Origin of the sequence: Microbispora amethystogenes (assembly GCF_016863015.1) — a bacterium.
In the GTDB taxonomy this organism is placed as follows: Bacteria; Actinomycetota; Actinomycetes; order Streptosporangiales; family Streptosporangiaceae; genus Microbispora; species Microbispora amethystogenes.
Genome location: NZ_BOOB01000009.1, coordinates 235,034 through 253,314 on the forward strand (window position 1 = coordinate 235,034; position 18,281 = coordinate 253,314).

Genomic DNA, 18,281 nt, shown 5'->3' on the forward strand with positions numbered 1-18,281 from the left:
GAGCGGGCGGCTCAGCGGAGGTAGATGTTCGGCCTGGCGGGGGTCGCCATGCCGTCGCCGAGGAAGAAGCCCGGGTGGGGCGGCTGGTTGTAGGCGGTGTTCTGCCAGGCGATCGCCAGCCGGTACGTCGGGTCGTGCATGAGCGTGTGGATCTGGCGGGTGGTCGCCGTGGTCGTGCTGTAGATCCGCAGGGCGGTGTTGTCGCTCGTCGGCCAGACGACCTCCTCGCGCCAGTCGCCGAACAGGTCGGCCGACAGCGACGGGGTCGACTTGGTGCCGTTGTTGGAGTGGACCCCGTTCGCCGTCAGCAGCCGGGTGTCGCCGCCGGTGCCGTACTTGTCGATGTGGGTGCCGTCGAGCAGCTCCCGCACGGGGTCGGCGTCCCACCAGACGAGGAAGTTCGTCGAGCCCGGCTTGCGCCCGACGTTCTGCCCCCGGGTGTTGTAGACGCCGGAGACCGCGGACGACCACGACTCGGCGCCCGGGCTCCCGGCCCAGATGTCGCCGGAGACGCCGCGCCCGTTGTCGCAGCCGCAGGAACCGTTCGTCCAGAGGATGGAGCCGGTGCGGGCGTCGGCCATCCACGCCGCGGGCTTGCTGGTGTCCTCGTCGACCTTGAACACCTCCAGCCCGGCCCGGGACGGGTCGAGGTCGCCGACGTGCAGGGCGTCGCCGTGCCCGTTGCCGGTGTTCCACAGCGGCGCGCCGTTGTCGTTGATCGCCATCGCGCCGAAGACGATCTCGTCCCTGCCGTCGCCGTCCACGTCGGCCACCGCCAGGTTGTGGTTGCCCTGGCCGGTGTACTGGCTGCCGCTGGAGTTGGAGTCGAAGGTCCACCGCTTGGTCAGCGAGCCGTTGCGGAAGTCCCAGGCCGCGATGACCGTACGGGTGTAGTAGCCGCGCGACATGACCAGCGACGGGCGGGCGCCGTCGAGGTAGGCGGTGGCGGCGAGGAAGCGGTCCACCCGGTTTCCGTACGAGTCGCCCCATGACGACACGGTGCCGCGCGGCGGGTCGTAGTTCACGGTGGACATGGCCTTACCGGTCTGGCCGTTGAACATGGTCAGGTACTCAGGACCGGACAGCACGTAGCCGGAGGAGTTGCGGTAGTCGGCCGAGGAACTGCCGATGACGACGCCGGTGCCGTCCCTGGTGCCGTCGGCGGTCTTCATCGCCACCTCGGCCTTGCCGTCGCCGTCGTAGTCGTACACCTGGAACTGCGTGTAGTGCGCGCCCGCGCGGATGTTGCGGCCGAGGTCGATCCGCCACATGCGGGAGCCGCCCAGCCGGTAGGCGTCGACGAAGACGTTGCCGGTGTACCCGGACTGGGAGTTGTCCTTGGCGTTGGACGGGTCCCACTTCAGCACGAACTCGTACTGGCCGTCGCCGTCGAGGTCGCCCACACTCGCGTCGTTCGCGCTGTAGGTGTAGGAGACCCCGTCGGGCGTCGTGCCGCCGGACGGCGGCTGGATGGGCACGTCGAGATAGTCGCCGCCGGTGAAACGCAGCGACGACGGCGACGCCGCCTGCTCGGCGCCGTCCACCACGGCCCGCACCGTGTACGACGCGTCGGCGGCGGCTCCGGAGTCGACGTAGTTCGTGGAGTTGATGATCGGCGAGGAGTTCAGCTTCGTCGATCCCCGGTAGACGTTGAACCCGGTGCCGATGTTCTCGGTGCCGAGCAGCCGCCAGGAGACCAGGTTGCCGTTGCCGGACCGCACGCTGATCAGGCCGCGGCCCAGGTTCTCCATCTGCCGCGCGCCGGCCGGGATGGTCGTGGGGGTCGCCGACGGGCTCGGGGAGGGGCTGGGCGACGGGCTCGGCGACCGCGTCGGGCTCGCGCTGGCACTGGGCGACGCACTGGGGCTGGCGCTGGGGCTGGCACTCGGGCTGCTCGTGACCCCGCCGGTGCAGGCGGTGCCGTTGAGCGCGAAGTTCGCGGGCACGGGGTTGGCGGAGTCGTTCCACGAGCCGTTGAAGCCGAACGACGCCGTCCCGCCGGTGGGGATCGACCCGTTGTAGCCGGCGTCCTTCGCGGTCACCTGCGCGCCGCTCTGGGTGACCGTCGCGTTCCACGCCGTCGTCACCGTCTGCCCCGCGGTGTACGACCAGGTGAGCGTCCAGCCGTTGACCGCGTCGCCGAGGTTGGTGATCGTCACGGATGTGCCGAACCCGCCCTGCCACTGGTTCGTCACCTGGTAGTCGACCCGGCAGCCCGCCGCCGCCGACGCGGGGAGGGCGGTCAGCGCCCCGGCTCCCGCGAGGGCGGCGGCCGAGGCCACGGCGGCGATCGACGCGAATCTTCGTCGTGTGGTCATCCAAACTCCAGACGAGGGTGCCGGGTGGTGCCGGCAGGGCCGCGACGGCGTCCGGGACGCACCGCGCCGGCCGGTCCACGCGAGGCCTCCGAGAGCTGAGGACCCGGTGGCCGGACGCGACCCGGGCGGGCCATGCCGGGGTGCCGCGTCATCACAACGTGAAACGGGCGCAATGGTCAAACAGTCGCGATTCACCCATGTGGACGCGGGCGCCCGACGCGTCCCCGGACGGCGGCCCGAGCAGGTGAGAGCGGTCGCTGACGGGCCCGGGCCGGGCGTCCCCGCCCTGCCGGCCAACAGTGATCACTGAAAATTTCACCTGCCGGGCACCGCCGCCCTGGGAACGTTCACAGCCGGTTCCCCGGCGGGCCGCTGCATCCGCCGCCTCCGCCGGGCTCGAATACCGATGCGAAGACGTACGGGCAAGTCACGGCAAGAGGGGGAGCGGTTCATGCCACAGCCTGCCACGGTGATCGTCGTCGGCGCGGGACTCGCGGGTCTGGCCTGCGCCGTCCACCTGCACAGGGCGGGGGTGGCGGTCCGGGTCCTGGAGGCCTCCGACGGCGTCGGCGGCCGGATCCGCACCGACCTCGTGGACGGCTTCCGGCTCGACCGCGGATATCAGGTCTTCAACACCGGCTATCCGGAGGCCGCCCGGGTCCTCGACATCCCGGCGCTTCGCCTGCGTCCCTTCACCTCGGGGGTGATCGTCTTCCGCGACGGGCGGCACGAGCGGGTGACGCTGCCGTGGCGGCATCCGCGCCAGGCGCTCAGCGGCCTGTTCGCCCGGGTGGGCACGCCGGTGGACAAGGCCGTGCTCGCCGCGCTGACCACCCGCGACCTGCTGCTGCCCGACTCCCTCGTACGGCGGCGGGGCGGCGCCGAGCGCACCACCGAGGAGGAACTGCGGCACTGGGGCGCGTCCCCGGAGGTCGTCGAGAACCTGTTCCGGCCCTTCCTGGCGGGTGTGGTCCTGGAACGGGAGCTGGAGACCTCCGGCCGGATCTTCCACCTGTTCTGGCGGTCCTTCGTGCGGGGCACCATCGGCCTGCCGGCCCTCGGCATGGGGCGGATCCCGGAGCAGCTCGCCGACCGCCTCCCGCCGGACGCGGTCCGCCTGGAGACCTCCGTCGGCGCGCTGACCCCCACCGGCGTCGCCCTCGACGGCGGGGGTGGGATGGGCGGCGAGATGGAGGCGTCGGCCGTGGTGGTCGCGGCCGACCCGGCCACGGCGGGACGCCTCCTGCCCGGTCTGCCGGTGCCCGCGATGCGGCCGGTCACGACCTTCTACCACGCCGCTCCCGCGTCGCCGCTCGGCGAGCCGACGCAGATCGTGGACGCGGAGGGCGTGATCACCGACACGATCGTGGTCACCGACGCCGCGCCCGAATACTCCTCCGACGGCCGCGCGCTGATCTCGACCTCGGTCCTCGGCGTGCACGGCGACCGGGACGAGCCCCGGGTGCGGGACCGGCTCGCCCGGATCTACGGCGACACCTCGTCGTGGGAGCACGTCGCCACCTACGCGATCGAGGCGGCCCTGCCCGCGATGCCGCCCCCGATGCCGCTGCGCCGCCCGGTGCGTCTCCCGGCGGAGGGCCCCGGCGCGCGGCGCTACGTCTGCGGCGACCACCGCGACACCGGGTCGATCCAGGGCGCGCTGGTGTCCGGGCGGCGGGCCGCCCGGGCGGTGCTGGAGGACCTGCGCGCGCGCCCGGCGGCGGCCGGGGAGGGCCCGGCCGCCCGCGACCGCGCCGGTCAGGCCTGAGCGGCGGAACCGCCGCCGGAGCCCTCGCCGGATTCCGCGCGGGGGCCGTCGCCGAGCAGGTCCAGCCAGTGCTGCATGCAGACGATGAGCTCCTCGGCGTCGACGGGCTTGGTGACGTAGTCGCTCGCGCCGGACGACAGCGTCTTCTCCCGGTCGCCGTGCATGGCCTTGGCGGTCACCGCGATGATCGGCAGTTTGGCGAAGCGCGGCATGGACCGGATGGCGGCGGTGGCGGCGTAGCCGTCCATCTCCGGCATCATGATGTCCATCAGCACCAGATCCACGTCGTCGTTGCTCATCAGGACGTCGATGCCCTTGCGGCCGTTCTCCGCGTACAGCACCTCCATGCCGTGCAGTTCGAGGATCGTGGTGAGGGCGAAGACGTTGCGCACGTCGTCGTCCACGACCAGCACCTTGCGGCCGACCAGTGCGCTGTCCACCTTCCCGGTCTCGTGCGCGCCCTCCTCGGCGGGCGGCTGCACGAGCGGCAGCACGTCGCCGGGCTCGTTCGCCGACAGGTGCAGGGTGATCCGCTCACGCAGCTCGTCCAGGCTGGGCAGGCGCTCCAGCGGCTGGTTGCGGGAGCGCACCTGCAGCAGGTCCTCCTGCGGACGTGACAGCTTGCGCGAGTGGTGCGCGAGCACCGGCAGCGTCCGCAGGGCGGCGTCGCGGTCCAGGCCTCTCAGGAAGTCGGCCACGACGTCGTGGGGCATGCCGAGGTCGAGGACGATGCAGTGCACGCTCTCCCGCAGCAGCAGCGACAGCGCCGAGTCCGGGTCGTTCGCGGTCGACACCTCCACGGGCCCGTGGGTGTCGCGCAGATCCGCCGCGACGCTCTGCGCCAGCATCGACAGCAGGCCGCCCGGCTTGGGCTCGACGACCAGCAGGCGGGGGCGCGCCCTGCCGTCGCTCCTGCCGTTCCCCTTCTGGCCGCCCTTTCCGCCCCTCTTCTCGCGGCCCCTCTCGCCGTTCCCGCGGTCGGGCGCCACGTCTGGAGCCGCCGCGAGGGCGCCGGCCACCGGCGCCGGCGCGACCGGCGCCCGCTCCGGCTGCGGCACGCGGACCTCGGGCTCGTCCCGGTCCGCCTGGTTCTGGGCGGTGAAGTGGGCCAGCGGGAGATAGAGGGTGAACGTGCTGCCCTCGCCCAGGGCGCTCGTCGCGTGGATCTCGCCGCCGAGCAGGGTGGCGATCTCCCGGCTGATCGACAGGCCCAGGCCGGTGCCGCCGTACTTGCGGCTGGTGGTGCCGTCGGCCTGCTGGAAGGCGTCGAAGATCTGCGAGAGGTTCTCCGGGGCGATGCCGATGCCGGTGTCCACCACGTGGAAGGCGAGGACCTCCTGCCCGGCGGCTCCCGGCAGGTCCGCGCCGGGCGCGCGTTCGATGCGCAGCTCCACCGAGCCCGCCTCGGTGAACTTGACCGCGTTCGACAGGAGGTTGCGCAGCACCTGCCGCAGCCGCTGCTCGTCGGTCATCAGGCGGGCCGGGACGCCGGAGGCGACGGTGACGCCGAAGCGCAGGCCCTTCTGGGTGGTCAGCGGCCGGAAGTTGGCCTCCACGTAGTCGAGGAGCTGACGCAGGCTGACCGGCTCCGGCGAGATGTCCATCTTGCCGGCCTCGATCTTCGACAGGTCGAGGATGTCGTTGATGAGCTGCAGCAGGTCGGTGCCGGCCGAATGGATGACGTTGGCGTACTCCACCTGCTTCGGCGTGAGGTTGCGGGTGGGGTTCTGCGCGAGGAGCTGGGCCAGGATGAGCAGCGAGTTGAGCGGGGTGCGCAGCTCGTGGCTCATGTTGGCGAGGAACTCGCTCTTGTACTTCGAGGCCAGCGCGAGCTGCTGGGCGCGGTCCTCCAGCTCCTGACGGGCCTGCTCGATCTCGGTGTTCTTGGTCTCGATGTCGCGGTTCTGCTGGGCCAGCAGCTCGGCCTTCTCCTCCAGCTCGGCGTTCGAGCGCTGCAGCTCCTCCTGCCGCACCTGCAGCTCGGTGGCGAGCCGCTGCGACTCGGCGAGCAGTGCGTCGGTGCGGGCGTTGGCCACGATCGTGTTGACGTTGACGCCGATCGTCTCGACGAGCTGCTCCAGGAAGTCGCGGTGGGCCTTGGCGAAACGGCCCAGGCTGGCCAGCTCGATCACGCCGAGCACCTGGTCCTCCACCACGATCGGCAGCACGACGAGGTTGACCGGGCCCGCCTGCCCGAGGCTGGACGACACCGTCAGGTAACCCGGCGGGATCTCCTCCACCAGGATGGTCCGCCTGGCCTGCGCGGCCTGGCCGACCAGGGACTCCCCGAACGCGTGGCGGCGGGAGACCTCCCGGTGGCCGTAGCAGCCGACCACCCGCAGCTCCGCGCCCGCCGGGGCCTCCTCGGCGAGCAGGAAGGTGCCGTGCTGGGCGTTCACCAGCGGCGCCAGCTCGTTCATGACCAGCTCGGCCACCGCCGACAGGTCGCGATGGCCCTGCATGAGCCCGGAGATGCGGGCCAGGTTGGTCTTGAGCCAGTCCTGCTCCTGGTTGGCCCGGGTCGACTCGCGCAGCGACTCCACCATGGAGTTGACGTTGTCCTTGAGGTCGGCGAGCTCGCCCTCCGCGTCCACCGTGATGGAGCGGGTGAGGTCGCCGGAGGTCACGGCGCTGGTCACCTCGGCGATCGCGCGCACCTGGCGGGTGAGGTTGCCGGCCAGCTCGTTGACGTTCTCGGTCAGCCGCTTCCAGGTGCCCGAGACGCCCTCGACCTCGGCCTGGCCCCCCAGCCGTCCCTCGCTGCCCACCTCGCGGGCGACGCGGGTGACCTCGGCGGCGAACGACGAGAGCTGGTCGACCATCGTGTTGATGGTCGTCTTGAGCTCCAGGATCTCGCCGCGGGCGTCGACGTCGATCTTCTTGGTCAGGTCGCCCTGGGCGACCGCCGTCGTGACCTGGGCGATGGACCGCACCTGGTTGGTCAGGTTGTCGGCCATCGAGTTCACGTTGTCGGTGAGGTCCTTCCAGGTGCCGGCCACGTTGGGCACCCGGGCCTGCCCGCCGAGCTGGCCCTCGGTGCCGACCTCACGGGCGACGCGGGTGACCTCGTCGGCGAAGGCGCTGAGCGTGTCGACCATGGTGTTGATGGTCTGGGCGAGCGCGGCGACCTCGCCCTTGGCCTCGACGAGGATCTTCTGGGAGAGGTCGCCCTTGGCGACTGCGGTGGCGACCTGCGCGATGGACCGCACCTGGCTGGTGAGGTTGGACGCCATCACGTTCACCGAGTCGGTGAGGTCCTTCCAGGTGCCCGACACCCCGCGTACGGTCGCCTGGCCGCCCAGGCGGCCCTCCGTGCCGACCTCCCGGGACACCCGGGTGACCTCGTCGGCGAAGGACGAGAGCTGGTCGACCATCGTGTTGATGGTCTCCTTCAGCTCCAGGATCTCGCCGCGGGCGTCGACGCGGATCTTCTGCGACAGGTCGCCGCGGGCGACCGCCGTCGTCACCTGGGCGATGCTGCGCACCTGGTCGGTGAGGTTGTCGGCCATGACGTTCACCGACTCGGTCAGCGCCTTCCAGGTGCCGGAGACGCCCTTCACGTCGGCCTGGCCGCCGAGACGGCCCTCGGTGCCGACCTCCCGCGCCACGCGGGTGACCTCGTCGGCGAAGGCGCTGAGCGTGTCGACCATGGTGTTGATGGTCTGGGCGAGCGCGGCGACCTCGCCCTTGGCCTCGACGGTGATCTTCTGGGAGAGGTCGCCCTTGGCGACGGCGGTGGCGACCTGGGAGATGTTGCGGACCTGGCTGGTGAGGTTGCCGGCCATGAAGTTGACGGAGTCGGTGAGGTCGCGCCAGGTGCCGGAGACGCCCTTCACGTCGGCCTGGCCGCCGAGCTGTCCTTCGGTGCCGACCTCGCGGGCGACGCGGGTGACCTCGTCGGCGAAGGACGAGAGCTGGTCGACCATGGTGTTGACGGTGTTCTTGAGTTCGAGGATCTCGCCGCGGGCGTCGACGGTGATCTTCTGGGAGAGGTCGCCCTTGGCGACGGCGGTGGTGACCTCGGCGATGGAGCGGACCTGGCTGGTGAGGTTGCCCGCCATCGCGTTCACCGAGTCGGTGAGGTCCTTCCAGGTGCCGGAGACCGCCGGCACCTCGGCCTGGCCGCCGAGCTGGCCCTCGGTGCCGACCTCCCGCGCCACCCGGGTCACCTCGGAGGTGAAGAGGGAGAGCTGGTCGACCATCCCGTTGAAGACGGTCGCTATCTCCTGCAGCAGCCCGTCGCCGTCCTCCGGCAGCCGGGTGCCGAAGTCGCCGTCCCGTACGGCGGTCAGGCCGGCCAGGAGTTCCCGCAGATCCAGTTCCGGATCGCCGCCGGCGGCGCGGGACGTTCTCGCGCGCTTGACGGTGCCCGCTCTCTCGACCATGTCCACCCTCGCGATCCCGTTTGACCAGGGAAAGAAAGCATATAAAGCACCGCTGGACGCGTCTTCCCGCGGCGCCCGAATGGTACATCTCGCCGGGTGTGAACGCGCCCCCTCCCCGGGCGGCCGGGGAGGGCTCGGCACCGGCTCAGCCCGTGGAGTCGCGGCCCGCGTCGAACGCCTTCTCGTAGTGGTCGCGGGCCTGCTCGACCACCGAGTCGTCGATCCACGCCACCGGCTCGACGTGGTCGATGAGCGGCTCGTGGTCGGGACCCCGCCCCGCCACGCGGCCGGTCAGCACCCAGGCGTGCCGCTCCTCGTCCTGGTCCGCCAGATGCGTGTACTTGCACATCTGGCGGGCCAGCCAGTCGTGGGTCGATCTCGTCCACCAGTGCTCGGCGTCGAGCACGGTCACCGACAGGCCGGGCAGCTCCAGGCCACTCTCGTAGTCGACGCTGGGCTTGCCCTCGTCGGCGTCCGGCCCCTTCGAATACCGCAGGTAGAGGCCGGGCCGGCGTTCGACCAGCTCGGTCAGCTCGTCCAGGCTCTTGATCGTCGGCAGTCCGCCCACCTCGCCCCTCCCGTGTGGTCGCGTCTCCTCCCCCCGCGTGAACAGGGCAAACCCGTCTTATTCCGCCGGCGTCGAGCGGAACACCGACTGCGGCGGCTTCTTGGACTGGTAGAGCCACGCGTCGAAGAAGGAGCCGAGGTTCTGCCCGCTCAGCCTCTCCGCGAGATCGACGAAGTCGGACGTGGTCACCGTGCCGTACTTGTGCTCCTGCGCCCAGGTCTTCAGCAGGGTGAAGAACACCTTGTCGCCGATCTTCTCCCGCAGGGCGTGCACCGTCATCGCGCCCCGCAGGTAGATCGCGTTGTCGTCGAACATGTGCGCCTGGCCGGGGTCGCCGGTCTTCAGGTTCCAGAAGGCGCCGTCCTTCCGGTAGAGCCGGTCGAAGGTGTCCCTGGCGGACGGCCCGTCGTGCTGCTCCTGGTAGAGCCATTCCGCGTATTTCGCGAAGCCCTCGTTGAGCCAGATGTCCCGCCAGCTCCGCACCCCGACGCTGTTTCCGAACCACTGGTGGGCGAGCTCGTGCACGATCTCGGAGTCGTCGGTCGGGCCGCCGCTGTAGACGGGCCGGCCCTGCGTCTCCAGCGCGGTCACCGAGCCCCGGCCGTCCGCGACCCCGCCGGTGGAGGAGAACGGGTAGGGGCCGAAGAGCGACGACTCCCACCTGACCGCCTCCGCCGTCAGATCGTGCAGGCGCTTGGACTTCTCCGCCAGCGCCGGGTCGTACGCCGTCACGTTCGGGATGCCGTCGACGGTGCCCTCGCTGACGACGAAACGGCCGATCGCGAGCATGGCGAGGTAGGGCGCCATCGGCTGCCGCATCTCCCACCGCGCGGTCCGATAGCCGTCAGAGCCGGTCGTGTCGTCCGCGCCCGCGCGCTCGCCGTTGGCCAGCACGGTCAGCTCCTCGGGCGCGGACACCCGGAAGCTGAAGGTGGCCTTGTCCGCCGGGGTGTCGTTGGCGGGGAACCAGCTACGCGCGCCGTCCGGCTGGGACGCCACGAACGCGCCGTCCTTGGTGTTGATCCACCCCTGCTGCCCGGTGTCGTCCGAGACCGCCGTGAGCTTCCCGGCGTAGGAGACCACGACCGTGAACGTGGTCCCGGCTCTCAGTCCCGCGGCCGGGGTGATCACCAGTTCCTGGCCGTCGCGGCGGTAGCCGGCGCGGGCGCCGTCCACCGTCACGCTCTTGATCTCCGGTCCCGAGAAGTCGAGGTCGAACCGGGACAGGTTGTGGGTGGCGGTCGCGGTGATCGTCGCGGTGGCGTCCGCGGTGTGGTCGGCGGGGTCGAACCGCAGCCGCAGATCGTAGTGGCCGACGTCGTAGCCGCCGTTGCCCTGAAGGGGATAGTACGGATCGCCGATCCCCGGCGCGCCGGGAAGGAACGCCCCCGGCTCCGCGAGCGCGGGAACGGCCGGAGACGTGACCATCATGACACTCGCGGCCAGAGCGGCTAATTTACGCACCATGTTCCCATAATGGGGATTTTCAGGAGAAAGCGGTAATTCGTCACATTCTTCGCATCAATCTCGAAATCACCTCAGGTGCCGGCCATCACCTCGTCCACCAGGTCGAGGCCGAGGTCCCGCGCCCGCCGGACCGGCAGATCGGCGTCGGCGAACCAGTCGTCGGTCGCCTCCGGGTGCGGGCCGACCACCGCGACGCTGCCTGCGCCGTACGGGGTGACGAGGGCGGCGACGGCGCCGTTGGGATAGGTGGCGAGGACGGTGGCCCGGTTGCCGGGATCGAGCAGGAAGCAGGGGCCGTCCTGGAAGAAGACGCTGCGGTCCCGGCCGCGCCATCGCACGTCGACGAGGGTGTCCTCCTCGTCGTCCACGGTGGCGCCCGGCGTGGCGATGTACTGGTCGGTGTCGCCCGGCAGCAACGCGAAACCGGGGGTCGCACCGGCGAGATAGCCGCCCAGGCAGAAGCCGAGATACCGGCCGCCTCCGGCGACGTAGTCGCGCAGCGGGCCGCGGAGCCGCTTGAGGTGACGGTAACCCCGGGACAGGTCTCCGCCGCCCGGCTGGGCGTACACCGCGGCAACGGCCAGCGACTCCGCCGTGAGCGGCACCTTCTCGTTCGGGCCCGTGTAGCGCACGTCGAAGCCCCAGCGGCTCGCCTCCAGAAGCCCGGCGACCGCCTCGGAGCATCCGGAAACCGAGGCCGGGCCCCGGTAGACGAGCGCGAGCGGCCGGCCGGAAGGCCGAGGCGGGGCCGCCTCGGAGCGGAAGGCGCGTTGTACGGCGCCGAGAATGCCGTCGAATCTCATGTGTTCCTCCACCGATCCCATGCCGCTCACATGTCCGGGATGGGAACCTGCGCCGGGATGCCGCGCCAGCTCGTCCCCGGGGTGAGCCGTTCGCCCTTCATCAGCAACGACAGGGCGCCGAGCGAGACGTCCTCGCCCACCACCGAGTCGTAGAGCACCACGGAACGGGCGCCGACGGTGGAGCCGGACCGGACCGTGACGGCCGACATCTTCATGACCCGGTCCTCGAACAGATGGGTCTGCAGCGACACCCCCGGCCCGATCGCGACGTCGTCGCCCACCTCCACCAGGTCGAACTCGGTCAGATAAGTGGTCGCGATCCAGGCGCGCCTGCCGATGCGGGCCCCGAACCAGCGCAGCACGCCCGGCAGGAACGGGGTTCCGGCCAGGAGAGCGACTCCGGCGGGCACCGCGGCGGCCTCCCACAGCCCGGTGACGAACTCGGTGCGCCGGACGAACCTGCTCCACAACGGCTCCACTCTGGGCCGGTACGCGCCGATGAGGCGGCGTTTGCACGCGACGCAGCAACCGATCACCCCCAGCGACGCGGCGCAGGCGACGAGCGGCGCCGCGGCCACCACCACGGGCAGGGGCAGGAGGCGCGCGAGCGCGTGCACGCCCAGGAGGTGGAGGTAGAGCCCGGCGCCGAACAGCGTCGCCGGGAGCGTGGCGCGGAAGAACTCGACGCCCAGGCGGTGCAGCACCAGCAGGCGTGGCGGCCGGAACGTACGGTCCTCGGGAAACGCGCCGCTGTCCTGCCGCACGGGAAGGTGCATCGCGGGCGAGCCCAGCCACGAGGTGCCCTCCGGCACGCCGTCCGGCGGCGGGACGGTGCCGACGCCCACCAGGGAGCCCGGCCCCATCCGCGTCCCGGCCGGGACGACCGCGGCGTTGCCGACGAACGCGCGCCTGCCGACCTCGGTGGGACACAGAGCGACCTGGCCACGGGCGAAGCTGGCCGCGCCGACACCCGCCATGTCGGCGACGAAGCTCTCCTCGCGCAACGTGAGCAGGTCGGGGTCGAGCTGCGCGGCTGTGGACACCTCGGCCCGGCGGCCGACCCGCGCGCCGAGCAGCCGCAGCCACGGCGAGGTGTACAGCGTGCCGTAGAGCGAGTTGGTCAGCGTCAGGCTGGACTCAAGGAGCTTGTCGGCGGCCCACTTGCGTACGCCGAGCCAGGAACGCGCCGGATGGATGCCGGGCGGCGCCTTCGGCAGCACAAGACGCTTGCCGGCCGCCACCACCGCGCAGACGACGACCACGAACAGCGGGCCCGCCAGGAGGACGGCGACCGGAGCGGCCGGCGGGCCCCAGGCGGTCACGATCGTCCAGATGACCAGGACACTCGGCATGATCGTGGCGAGCAGGATCGCCTCGATGCAGACGAGGCCGGCCACGGCGGCGGCCACGTGGCGTGCCTTCCAGCTCCGGGGGCCGGCGGGGGCGCGCAGCATCGCCTCGACGGCCGGCCCCACGGACTCCACGGGGTTCGGCGGCGACCCGGCCCAGCGCCCTCCCCGCGGCACCGTCTCGCCGTACGTCAGGGCCGACTGGTCGCCGAGCGCGGCATGGCCGGCGACCCGTGCGCCCGGCCCGAGCACCGCGCCGTTCCCGACGAACGCGTGCGGCCCGACCTCCACCGGGGCGACGACCACCCACCCGTCCTCCACCAGCCAGGCGTGCAGCGAGGCCCGGTAGCCGACCGAGGCCCCCTCGCCGATCCGCAGCATCGCCGGGAGGTTGACGTCGGCGGTCGCGATGGCGGTGGCGGGTCCGACATCGGCGCCGAGCAGCCGCAGATAGGCGGCCATCATGGGGGAACCGCTCAGCGTCGGCAGCGGAGAGAGGGACAGCAGCAGGTTCGTCGTCCACAGCCGCAGGTAGGTCGCGCCCCACAGCCGGTGACGACCCGGCCGTACGCCGGCCGACAGAGGTCGCACCAGCAGCACCGGCAGCACCCAGCGAACCCAGAGGTACGCGGTCGCCGCGGCCAGCGCCAGCGCGCCGACCAGGCCGGTCCCCGTTCCCGGGAGGAGCAGCCATCCCTCCTGCGGCCTGTGGCCGCCGGAGATCGGGCCCGTGTGGGGCGTGGTCCAGGCGTACAGCGTGACGGAGACCGGCAACGTGACCATGAGGAGAAGCAGGTAGACGACCGCGCTCTGCGCGGCCCCGGCCGCCGCGACCGCCCGGCCGCCGTGCCGCAGGGGCCCCGGGCGGGTACGGGAGGCCGGTGCGCGTACGCTCCCGAGACCCCCGTGCGCGGAGAGGTGTGCGGCGAGGCGGCGTACGGTCGGGTTCGCATAGAGGTCGCGCACCGCGAGCCCCGCGCCGATCTCGCTCGTACGCAGGAGTGACACGATGCGTGCCGCCAGCAGGGAGTGGCCGCCGAGGTCGGTGAAGAAGTCCGCCTCGACCGAGAGCGACTCGGGGTCGAGCCCGAACTCCTCCGCCCACACGGCGCGCAGTCGTGTCTCCAGTGCGCCCTCGGCGGGCGCCACCGGCCCGGAGCCGACCAGGCGGCGGCCGGTCGGCCGCGGCAGCCGCCCGCGGTCCACCTTGCCGCTCGGCATGGTGGGCAGGGCGGCCACGACGTCCAGGAACGACGGCACCATGTAGGCGGGCAGCCGGCGGCTCAGACGATCGCGCAGCCGTCCGATGAGCGCCTCGTCGCCGGCCCCGCCGTCCGCGGGCACGATGTAGGCGGCCAGTTCCCCGTCCGGTCCGTCCACACCCGGCGCGGGCGTCAGGGCGGCCACGGCCTCGGAAACGCCGGCGTCCTCCAGCAGCACGTTCTCGATCTCGCCCAGGTCCACCCGGTGCCCGCGAATCTTCACCTCGGCGTCGGAGCGGCCGAGATATTCGAGCTCCCCGGTCGCGGTCACCCGGCCGAGGTCCCCCGTGCGGTACAACCTGCCGCCGGGGGGCGCCAGCGGATGCTCGACGAAGCGATCGGCGGTCAGGTCGGGACGGCCGACGTAGCCGCGGGCGACGCCGGGACCTCCGATGCAGATCTCGCCGACCTCGCCGTCCGGCACCGGGTCGCGCCGTTCGTCGAGCAGCACGACGGTGTAGGTGGGCAACGGCCTGCCGATGGTGACCTGCCGTCCCGGCAGCAGTTCGGCGCAGGTCGCGGTGACCGTCGCCTCGGTCGGCCCGTACGTGTTGAGCATCCGCCGCCCCGGCTTGCTCCACCGCTCCACCAGAGGCGCCGGGCAGGGCTCGCCCCCGACGAGGATGGTGCGCAGGGACGGCACGTCACGCGGGAGCGTCGCGAGCAGTGTCGGGACGCAGTACAAAATCGTGATCTTGTGCTGGTCCAGGAAGTCCGCCAGCTCCGCGCCGAGCTGCCGGGAGCCGGCCGGGCCGGCGACGAGGACCGCGCCGGCCGCCCAGGTCGGCCAGATCTCCTCGACGGAGAAGTCGAAGGAGATGGACATTCCCTGGTAGACGCGGTCGGCCGGCCGCACGTCGTACAGCTCCGGCACCACGCCGAGGAAGTTGCAGATGCTCGACTGGGCCACCTCGACGCCCTTCGGGCGCCCGCTCGACCCGGAGGTGTACATGACGTACGCGGCCGGGTCGTCGTCCGCGGTGCCATCGAGCGGGCCGGGACCCGGGCGGGTGGCGGGGGCCGCCGCGATCAGGTCCGCGGAGGCGTCGAGGGCGAGCACGCGGCGGCCCGGCGCCCTGACGTCCGGAGCCCGTGCGGACGTCGTGAGCACGAGGTCGGCGCCGGCGTCGCCGATGATGTAGCCGGCCCGGTCAGGAGGCGACCGCGGGTCGAGCGGCACGAACGCTGCGCCCGCCTTCCCCACCGCGAGCAGCGCCAGGTAGGTGTCCGGCGACCTCGGCAGCAGGATCGCCACCCGGGAGCCGCATCCGGCCCCCAGGTCGCGCAGGAGGTGCGCGAGCCGGTTCGCCCGAGCGTCGAGCGCGGCGTACGTCCAGCGCAGCCGCCCGCACTCCAGAGCCGTCGCCGACGGCGTCAGGTCGCAACGGGATTCGAAGACGTGGTGCAGGCGACCGGGCGACCTCCCGGGCAGGGCCCGCGAGGCGTCGGCCTGTGCTGTTCGAGCTAAGTAACCCGGCATGATCACCCTTTGGCCGATCGCGTACGCGCTCTCCAGGGTGTGCCCCTGCCGGGGCCGCTCCTTGGCAGGGCTCCCGCACAATCCCGGTAAAGAACCGCCTTTTGTGGGGCGTGTGTGGTCTCAGTGACCCCTTCCGTCCCTCTATCGACGCATCGGTTCCGGTAGCGTGCCGTACGGCAGTGATCGAATGGAGGCGCGGTGAGCTGGGCGGACTTCCAGTACGAGATCTACCTCAACGGCATGTCGGGCGTCGTGCCGCGCCTGCCCACGGATCTGACCCGGCTGGAGGAGATGGCCGAGCGGCGCCTGGGTCCCGGGCCGGTCGGCTACGTGGCAGGCAGCGCGGGCGGCGGGCGCACCGAACGGGCCAACCGCGAGGCGCTGGACCGCTGGCGCATCGTGCCGCGGATGCTGCGCGACGTGCGCGGGCGCGACCTGTCGGTGACCGTGCTCGGCCGGAGGCTGCCCGCGCCGCTGGCGCTCGCGCCGATCGGCGTGCTGTCGATCATGCATCCGGACGCCGAACCGGCCGCCGCCCGCGCCGCCGCGGCGCTGGGCGTGCCCTTCGTGCTGTCGTCGGCCTCCAGCACGCCGATGGAGGAGGTCGCCGCGGCCATGGGGGACGGCGAGCGGTGGTTCCAGCTCTACTGGGGCCGGGACCGCGAGGTCACCCTCAGCTTCCTCGCCCGGGCCAGGGCGTCGGGGTTCAGCGTGCTCGTCGTCACCCTCGACACACCGCTGCTGGCCTGGCGGCCCCGCGACCTCGACCAGGCGTACCTGCCGTTCCTGCGCGGCGTCGGCACCGCCAACTACTTCACCGACCCGGCGTTCCAGGCCGGGCTCGCGCGGCCGGTGCACGAGGACCCGAACGCCGCCGTCCTGCACTTCGTCGGGCTGTTCGGCGACCCCGGCAAGACCTGGCCGGACCTCGCCCTGCTGCGCGAGCACTGGGACGGCCCGATCGTGCTGAAGGGCATCCTCCATCCCGACGACGCCCGGCTGGCCGCCGACGCCGGGATGGACGGGGTCGTCGTGTCCAACCACGGAGGGCGCCAGGTCAACGGGTCGATCGGGGCGGCCGACGCGCTGCCGGCCGTCGCCGACGCGGTCGCCGACCGGCTCACCGTGCTGTTCGACGGCGGCGTCCGCAGCGGGGACGACGTCGTCAAGGCCCTCGCGCTCGGCGCGAGGACCGTGCTGCTGGGCCGGCCGTACGCGTACGGGCTGGGCCTGGACGGCCAGGCGGGGGTGGAGCACGTGCTCCGCTGCGTGCTGGCGGAGACCGAGCTCACCTTGGCCCTGTCCGGCTGCGCCGGGCCCGCCGCGATCACCCCGGCCATGGTCGCCCGCTTCTGACCCCGGCGCGCTCAGGTGGCCGAGCCGAGGTCCTCGGCGAGGGCCGACTCCTCCAGCCTCTCCCGCCGGGCGGTGACGGGGCCGGCCGCCGCGAGCTCCGCCGCCTGGGCGCGCTCGGCCTCGCCGAGCTGCCGGTGCGCGGCGGTGAGGATCACCGCGCCGAGGAGGACGGCCGCGGCCCCCAGGTAGAACGGCGCGTGCTGACTGTCGAAGTGCTCGGCAAGCCTGCCCGCGACGAAGGGCGCGAGACCGCCGCCGATGAAGCGGACGAACCCGTAGGAGGCCGAGGCGACCGGCCGCTCCACCGGCGAGACGGTCATGACCGCCTGGGTGGTGACCGTGTTGTTGACGCCGATGAAGACACCCGCGACGATCACTCCGCAGCGGGGGCGGGGGTGGGCCGGACCAGGGTCACGGTGGCGACCAGGGCGATCGCCATCAGCACCGCGACGCCGTAGAACGGGCCGCGCCAGCTGATGCCGCCCAGGGTCCCGCCGAGCAGGGGGCCGACCGCGATGCCGACGCCGAGCGCGGTCTCGTACAGGATGATCGCCCCGGCGAAGCCGCCGCTGCCGGAGGCGACGATGACCGCGAGGGAGGTGGCGATGAACAGCGCGTTGCCGAGGCCCCAGCCGGCCCGGAAGCCGACGATGCCGCCGATGCTCCCGGACGCGCCGGCGAGCGCGGCGAACACCACGATCAGGGCCAGACCGGCGATGAGCGTGCGCTTGGCGCCGATCCGGCTGGAGACCCATCCGGTGACCAGCATGGCCACCGCGGTCACCACCAGATAGCTGGTGAACAGCAGCGAGACCTGGCTGGGCGTGGCGTGCAGCTTCGAGCTGAGCGCGGGCAGGATCGGGTCCACCAGCCCTATCCCCATGAACGAGATCACGCAGGCGAAGGCGACGGCCCAGACCGCCCTCGGCTGCTTGAAGGGGCCGGCGGCGGGGGCATGAGCGCCGGTGGTATGAGAGACGGGGGCATGAGCAGAGCTCACCGGACCTCCTGGGGGTAGCGAGGGGGAGCGCCCTGGTCCCTACTCGCCGGCCTCGCTCTGGAGCAGGCGGCGGAGCAGGGGGAGGAACTCGCCGGCGATCCGCGTCAGGTCGCGCAGCTCATCGGGGGAGAGCGTGCCGAGCAGCTCGGTGAGCCGCTCCCTGCGCAGACGGCGCCGCTCGGCGAGCAGCGCGCGGCCGGCGTCGGTGACGGCGACCCGCACCGCCCGGCCGTCGAGGTCGTCGGCCGACCGGTCCACCAGCCCCTCGCGCTCCAGGCGCCGCACGAGCTGGGTCATCGACGGCTGGGTGACGGCCTGCCGCGAGGCGAGGACGCTCAGCCGCTCGGGGCCGTTGCGGTCGAGGTACGACAGGGTGGCCGCGGCCGTGAGGCTGAGGTCGCCCTGCGCGGACAGCCGCCGTACGGCGAGCACCGCGAGGTCGTCCAGCACGGCGGCGACCGCGGGGGAGTCCTCGCCGGGATCGGCGTTCGGGACGGTGGACACGGAGTTCCTCCGGACGGGTGA

At 72.3% G+C, this 18,281-nt stretch carries 11 protein-coding genes; 2 read left to right on the top strand and 9 right to left on the bottom strand.

Annotation, left to right across the window (positions count from 1 at the left end; all coding sequences use genetic code 11):
- Positions 1-11: 11 nt before the first annotated feature.
- Complete coding sequence (locus tag Mam01_RS06895) at positions 12-2,318, bottom strand: rhamnogalacturonan lyase family protein (protein WP_204284556.1); 2,307 nt, start codon at positions 2,316-2,318, stop codon at positions 12-14.
- A gap of 451 nt (positions 2,319-2,769) precedes the next feature.
- Here Mam01_RS06895 and Mam01_RS06900 point away from each other — a divergent pair, with 451 nt between their 5' ends.
- Entirely contained in the window at positions 2,770-4,086 is a 1,317-nt protein-coding gene (locus Mam01_RS06900) for an NAD(P)/FAD-dependent oxidoreductase (RefSeq protein WP_204284557.1), read from the top strand.
- Here Mam01_RS06900 and Mam01_RS06905 read toward each other — a convergent pair.
- The 5 genes from Mam01_RS06905 to Mam01_RS06925 all read right to left on the bottom strand — a co-directional run bounded on the left by Mam01_RS06905 (position 4,077) and on the right by Mam01_RS06925 (position 15,400).
- Positions 4,077-8,471 carry a HAMP domain-containing hybrid sensor histidine kinase/response regulator gene (locus Mam01_RS06905; RefSeq protein WP_204284558.1) on the bottom strand — a complete coding sequence of 1,465 codons (4,395 nt, stop codon included), beginning with the start codon at positions 8,469-8,471 and terminating at the stop codon, positions 4,077-4,079. The two genes, Mam01_RS06900 and Mam01_RS06905, sit on opposite strands and share 10 nt — an antisense overlap.
- A gap of 145 nt (positions 8,472-8,616) precedes the next feature.
- A complete protein-coding gene (locus Mam01_RS06910; RefSeq protein ID WP_204284559.1) occupies positions 8,617-9,039 on the bottom strand; it encodes a DUF6098 family protein in 423 nt (140 codons plus the stop codon).
- A gap of 57 nt (positions 9,040-9,096) precedes the next feature.
- Entirely contained in the window at positions 9,097-10,506 is a 1,410-nt protein-coding gene (locus Mam01_RS06915; protein WP_204284560.1) for a M1 family metallopeptidase, read from the bottom strand.
- A 71-nt stretch (positions 10,507-10,577) separates the two neighbouring features.
- The gene (locus tag Mam01_RS06920; RefSeq protein WP_204284561.1) at positions 10,578-11,309 is read right to left on the bottom strand and encodes a BPL-N domain-containing protein; all 732 of its coding nucleotides are present in this window, start codon (positions 11,307-11,309) and stop codon (positions 10,578-10,580) included.
- Positions 11,310-11,335: 26 nt separating this feature from the next.
- Positions 11,336-15,400: a Pls/PosA family non-ribosomal peptide synthetase gene (locus Mam01_RS06925; RefSeq protein WP_204284562.1), complete on the bottom strand. Its 4,065-nt coding sequence runs from the start codon at positions 15,398-15,400 to the stop codon at positions 11,336-11,338.
- Between the two features lie 198 nt (positions 15,401-15,598).
- Between Mam01_RS06925 and Mam01_RS06930 the strand changes: the two genes are divergently transcribed.
- Positions 15,599-16,756, top strand: coding sequence for a lactate 2-monooxygenase (locus Mam01_RS06930; protein WP_307819882.1), 1,158 nt, complete (start codon positions 15,599-15,601; stop codon positions 16,754-16,756).
- 11 nt (positions 16,757-16,767) lie between these two features.
- Here the strand turns inward: Mam01_RS06930 and Mam01_RS36410 are convergent, their stop codons facing one another.
- From Mam01_RS36410 to Mam01_RS06940, 3 genes are read right to left on the bottom strand one after another with little or no spacing between them, the layout of a single operon-like run.
- Positions 16,768-17,133 (bottom strand): MFS transporter, encoded by a 366-nt coding sequence (locus tag Mam01_RS36410; RefSeq protein WP_239101099.1) that lies wholly within the window; start codon positions 17,131-17,133, stop codon positions 16,768-16,770.
- Positions 17,130-17,756, bottom strand: coding sequence for an MFS transporter (locus Mam01_RS36415; protein WP_239101100.1), 627 nt, complete (start codon positions 17,754-17,756; stop codon positions 17,130-17,132). The genes Mam01_RS36410 and Mam01_RS36415 overlap by 4 nt, the downstream gene beginning before the upstream one ends.
- 39 nt (positions 17,757-17,795) lie before the next feature.
- Positions 17,796-18,260: a MarR family winged helix-turn-helix transcriptional regulator gene (locus Mam01_RS06940; RefSeq protein WP_204284563.1), complete on the bottom strand. Its 465-nt coding sequence runs from the start codon at positions 18,258-18,260 to the stop codon at positions 17,796-17,798.
- Between the last annotated feature and the right edge of the window lie 21 nt (positions 18,261-18,281).